Source organism: Microcoleus sp. N9_A2 (assembly GCF_036701775.1).
Classification (GTDB): domain Bacteria; phylum Cyanobacteriota; class Cyanobacteriia; order Cyanobacteriales; family Microcoleaceae; genus Microcoleus.
On record NZ_JAUBRH010000117.1, the window covers coordinates 1 to 5,678 of the forward strand.

Consider the following 5,678-nt stretch of genomic DNA (forward strand, 5'->3'; position numbering starts at 1 on the left):
CGAGGACTGAGGAGAAGTACCCCAGAGAGAGACGGCTCTCTACTCATCAAATGCGACTTTGCACGTCGCGCTTCACCGCACACGGCTCCTAAGTAACATAATCCTGGTCATGGATACAGTATTCTGAAGATATATTCTCTTTCTTACTGCTTGACAGATTCCTGTTTACCCCTAAATCCCACCTTAAGATTGCTCCCAGGTTTTAGGCTTGTAAAGGGCTACTAAAGACCCTGCCTTTTACGCTACCCGGTGCTGTCAGCTTATCTCTGTCATTACAACAAAGCATTGGCTTCTGCGACCATCCCTCACACTCACAGCTTATAGCTAGCAACCTACTTAATTATTTAAGGGCTGTGAGCGCTTTACTTCGTTCCGATTACACATTGGTTGAACTTTTAGCGTAATGCTATCCACCGGGTTTTTGGGCAGTGCTTGTAAGTCAATCCGATAATTGCTTACGCCCTATCCTTGCCTTTGGGCTTGGTCTATAAGCCGTTTGACCATCTATCATAACGGTGGTTCAGACACATTTTTGCTTTCGCTACGCATAAGTTCTTGCTCGACAGCTACCTCATTCGGCTAGAAGTCTTTCTGCCTTTGATCCCCGCTTTATCCTGTTGGTTGCTACCCAACAACATAGGGAAAATGCTTTCACTCCTGCACTTGGAGGCTAGGACTAAGGGAGGAACCCTGCACCTAGATGTGTAATCAGTTATCAAGGTTCTGTTGAACCAGGCTAACCGTCCCTAAGTATTTCTGCTCATTTTGGTTAAACGAATCGCACATCGGAATTGATATCATGGGCGGGCAGGATGCCCACCCCACAAGAAAATTAAATTTTTGTGGCACAGGCAGGATGCCTGTTCTTGAGCATGGTGCAAGATCTCAGTTACTACTTTTACAACAAACCAGGAACTCTGCAACAACTCTAACGTCCATTTTGCAACTTTCTTACCTCTTTGTGCACGCTCATCCCAATCTCCAAAGCCTCATTTAGTAACCGCCCGTATTCAGACGCCCGATCGCTCACATCCAATGCCATCAAAGCAGCCAAATTACTTTCAATATTAGCAAATAACTCGTAACGGCGACCTATAAATTGCTGATTTTCCCTGAGAATCCTCTCTGTTTTCAAAGCACAGACTAAACTTTCTCGAGTGATTTGTAAGGCTTCAATTGCATCTCCTCGGTTAATTAAATTGGCTTGTAAATTGCCAGCAGCCGTTAGGCGATCGATAATATCTAAAGCCTGAATTACCTCATGATATTTCTCAACTTCATCCAGCAGACCCGCCAGCGTTGCCAGAGGCTTTGCCTTTACCCATTTATAGACATTCCAAGCAACAGTAATCGCCAGCGAAAAACCGAAAGTTAATTGTAAAACCCGGACAAATATCTCAGCATCGTTAACTGAACCTACATTATGTTTATTGACCAGCAAAGCCACAGGCAGCGATACAACAAGCGTCACGCAAAATATCAACAACTCATGGAACAAAAGAGCAAACAGCTTTTTGCCGTCCCGGAGTGCCGCAGGTCGGTAAAAATCCGCTGCAAAACCGTCGCTCAAAGCTATTCCACTCAAATCATCTAACTCCTTTTCAGGAATTTTCAATTCATCCAAATCTGCTTGTATCACTATTTAAAATCTCCTTAAATTGCGATTAATTACGATCCTCCCAGAGACATAATTGATTGCCACAGACTCATATAAAAATTGCTTTCTCGGTTTCGGAACAGTTCAAAAGCTTGGCCCGGTGCGCCAAAAAACGGTCTCAGCGTCCATCCCAACTGACTGCCAACAAACGCATAAAGTCCCAACCAGAAGCGCAAAATATTTAGCCTGATGTCTTTGCCTTCGGCATCTTGTTCGGACAGAAAGTGCATTCCTTGATAAATGAAACTTACCCCCAAAAATCCTGTAATTGCCATGATAGCAACATTCAGCAACAGATAAAAAGTGTAATTGGTACTGCTGATTAGAAAAAACAGGCTGACCGGTGCAAATCCAAACAGCAAAACGCTAATCATCGCCATCGCTGTCATCAACAATGTCAAATACTGTTCAAAAGTTCGTTTTGAACCAAACATGACATTAAAAAAGTATAGTGTGGGAAAGCAGATAATCAGTGTCAGCAAGTAAAGTGCTGGCAACTTGATTGCTGAAACGAGACATTGCATCCACGTACTAGATGCACCTAATATTGCTCCGTAAATCCCAAAAAATATGGTACTGGAAATCAACAAACCAAAAATTTTTGATTTGAGCTTGACACCTTGGCGAATTTCTTCGAGAAATTGTTGCCGTTCCCGCAGCAAATTCATTACTACTGAAAAATATTTCACGGCTTCTCCTTGTGATTGATGCGATTCCGAATCAGTCATAACTCAAGCTGAGTTCGATCGGCAATCTTGCCAAATCAGGGCACTCTATGTTAACTCATTATTTTTGTACCCAGCTCACCACAAGCTGAGATGTGGAGGCGTTTTGAGAGATACTTGCAAAGCTAAACGGCTCAAACTGAATACAGTTATGCTTTGTATTCAATTTGTATTCATTTGTCTCCAAATTGTCTCCAAAAAGGGCGATCGGGTACTCATTGGATACTCAGTTGATACTCAGTTTGGTCGTTCCGTCGTCAAATCGTAGTCATTTTGTATCCAATTTCTAGTCAATTTCTAGTCAACCAGACCCCTTGAAAACCGAGAAAATCAGCAATAAAAAACCTCAAACCGTTGATTTATCGTTGGTTTGAGGTTCTTATAGACGTAAGCGGGCAGCGGGAATCGAACCCGCATAGTTAGCTTGGAAGGCTAAAGTTTTACCACTAAACTATGCCCGCACACAGAAACTAAACTTACCACAAGTCTCTGGGGATTGCAATAGGCCTGTGCAAAATTTTTGAATACCTCCCTCACACTGGCTGAATAGGGACTTGCGCCCCGATCGCCCAATCCACCCAAAAATCCCCCTCTCCCACGCTGCGTAAGGCTTTACGGGTGGAAATAATCGTAAATTTGCTGCGCCAGACGCGGCCCAATCCCAGAAACTTCTGCCAACTGTTCGGGAGTTGCTAAACGCAGGTAGTCGATCGACCGAAAATGTGCTAACAATTGTTTTTGTCGGTGGTGTCCCAATCCGGGAATTTCATCAAGGCGCGATCGCTTCATTCTCTCGCTTCTTCGATCCCGGTGAAAACTCACAGCAAATCTGTGCGCCTCATCCCGCACCCGGCGCAATAATTGTACCCCTGGCTGCTCAGAATTAGTTGGCAGTGGCAAAGATTCCCCCGGCAAAAATATCTCCTCTCGCTGCTTTGCCAAACTGACAACGCGCAACTCTTCTAGCAAATTCATCTCCCGCAAAACAGCCACAACTGCTGACAGTTGACCTTTGCCACCATCTATCATAATTAAGTCGGGTTTGTCGGAAATAGTATGAGAAACCGAAGACAAACTACTAATTTCTTCCGGTTCTCCTACATTACTCAATTCATCTTCCTTCTTTCTTCTATCCGTTAAATCCCGTACATTGCTCGTTGCCGAACTTCTTTCTTCTTCCTTCTTCCCATCCGTTAAATCCGCTGCCGAACTTCCTTCTCCCTTCACTCCTCGGAATCGGCGACCGATAACTTCTGCTAAACTAGCAAAATCATCAGAATGACCAGATTTAATTTCAGGATTTTTAATTTTGTAATGGCGGTAGTGCTGATTAGCCGGCAAACCGTCAATAAATACGACGCGGGAAGCTACGGCGTCAGAACCTTGAATATGAGAAATATCGTAACCTTCAATGCGGCGAGGAACTTCTGGCATATCGAGAATTTCTGCTAAATCTTGCATTGCTTGAGAATTGCGATCGCTCAATCTTTGCATTCTCGCCAATTCATACTCAGCGTTGCGTTCCACCATCTCAATCAACTCAGCCTTAGTTTGCCGCTGCGGCGTCAAAATCGTAACTTTTCGCCCCTTACGGTTGCTCAACCAATCTGCTAATATTTCCCCTTCTGGCAATTCGTACTGTACTGAAATTTGGCTGGGAATTTCTACGGATTCGACATTTTGATAGTGTTCTTCCAACACCCGCTGCAAAATCGCTCCGGCCTCTACCCCCCCTCGTTCCCCCCCTTGGCAAGGGGGGGAGGAAAGAGAAAGTTGAGATAACTCTTGCCCATCTTTTACAAGAGATTGAGATAACTCTTGCCCCCCCGTGTCCGCCCTGGGTTGGGGGGGTATTTCCGCCATGAATCCCAATCTTCCGACCAATTGACCGGCGCGAATTTGGAACAATTGAACGCAAGCGTGCTGACTATCGGCCGCAAGGGCGATCGCATCTCTGGAAACCGTATCGTCTGGCAAAGATACTTTTTGACCCGCACTCAAAGACTGCAAACCCTTAATTTGGTCGCGAATGCGCGCCGCCGTTTCAAAGTTTAAATCTTCGGCAGCTTGTTCCATTTGCGGCGCTAACAAATCGAGTAATTCCTGAGTTCTTCCCTGAAAAATCATCGCTACTTTTTGGATAATTTTTCGGTATTCCTCCGGCGAAGTTAACCCTTGACAAACGCCAACGCAGCGCCCGATGTCGTAGTTCAGACAGGGACGGTCTTTAAACAACGGTTGAGGGCGCTGCCGCAGCGGGAAAATCCGATTAATTAAATGCAGCGTACTCCGCAGCGCCCCTGTATCGACGTAGGGGCCGTAATAGCGGTCTTTTGCACTACCTGCGCGGCGTTTGCGGGTGATAAAAATGCGCGGGTATTCCTCCGACCAAGTTATGCACAAATAAGGATATTTCTTATCATCTTTTAGGAGTACATTAAAGTAAGGTTGGTGCTGTTTTACGAGGTTTGCTTCTAACGCTAAAGCTTCTGCTTCTGTGTCGGTGGCGATGAATTCAATTTCGCGCACTTGCTGCACCATCATCGCGATGCGGGGACTGAGATTTTGGGTTTCGCGGAAGTAGGAACGGACGCGGTTTCGCAGTCTTTTTGATTTGCCGATGTACAGGATGCGATCGCCCTCATCGCGCATTAAATATACACCCGGAACCGCCGGAATTTCTTTGAGGCGACTTTCTAAGCGTTCTGCATCTTTAATTAGCGGCAGCGTTTTTATCGATGGCATATAAATTTGAGATTTTCTGACTTATATATACCATTGTAACGCTGTTATCCGAGTCTAGGGAATCAATCACAAATCAAAACCGCAGACTTATTATCATCTACCTTATCCAACGGATATTTATCCTTAATAAATTCTTGCAGCAAATCAAAGAAAATGTCAAAAGCATGACTTTCATCAGTTGAATAGAAGAGAATAATTTTAGCCCAAGAAGCGGAGGTGTTAACAGCAAATCTCTTTTGCAGCCAAGGCTGAAATTCTGCAAATTCTTCCTCTTGTTCTGTGAACGGGGTTTCGAGCAAATCGCGGGCGTGTTGATATCCGCACAAGAACATAAATAAGTGGCTGATAGAAGGGGAACCCATGTACATTCCCGGTTTTTTTTGAATGCGAGCGAGTAATTCGTAAAATTTAGTCATCCGATCAAATCCGGCTTAAAAACCCTATTTATTTTTCAGTCTGCGAAGGCGAACTTCGTTCAACTGTCAACTGTCAACTGTCAACTGTCAACTGTCAACTGTCAACTGTCAACTGTCAACTGTCAACTGTCAACT

At 44.6% G+C, this 5,678-nt stretch carries 4 protein-coding genes and 1 tRNA gene; all 5 read right to left on the reverse strand.

The window, feature by feature from the left end:
• Positions 1–928: 928 nt before the first annotated feature.
• The 5 genes from QUA44_RS29930 to QUA44_RS29950 all read right to left on the reverse strand — a co-directional run bounded on the left by QUA44_RS29930 (position 929) and on the right by QUA44_RS29950 (position 5,543).
• A complete protein-coding gene (locus QUA44_RS29930) occupies positions 929–1,639 on the reverse strand; it encodes a hypothetical protein (protein ID WP_333257461.1) in 711 nt (236 codons plus the stop codon).
• A gap of 29 nt (positions 1,640–1,668) precedes the next feature.
• Positions 1,669–2,385, reverse strand: a complete 717-nt coding sequence (locus QUA44_RS29935; RefSeq protein WP_333310086.1) for an actin-binding WH2 domain-containing protein — start codon at positions 2,383–2,385, stop codon at positions 1,669–1,671.
• Between the two features lie 387 nt (positions 2,386–2,772).
• Positions 2,773–2,843: transfer RNA gene (locus tag QUA44_RS29940), tRNA-Gly, on the reverse strand.
• Positions 2,844–2,994: 151 nt separating this feature from the next.
• Positions 2,995–5,127 carry an excinuclease ABC subunit UvrC gene (gene uvrC / locus QUA44_RS29945; protein ID WP_333257456.1) on the reverse strand — a complete coding sequence of 711 codons (2,133 nt, stop codon included), beginning with the start codon at positions 5,125–5,127 and terminating at the stop codon, positions 2,995–2,997.
• 62 nt (positions 5,128–5,189) lie between these two features.
• Positions 5,190–5,543 (reverse strand): hypothetical protein, encoded by a 354-nt coding sequence (locus QUA44_RS29950; RefSeq protein ID WP_333257453.1) that lies wholly within the window; start codon positions 5,541–5,543, stop codon positions 5,190–5,192.
• Positions 5,544–5,678 lie beyond the last annotated feature (135 nt).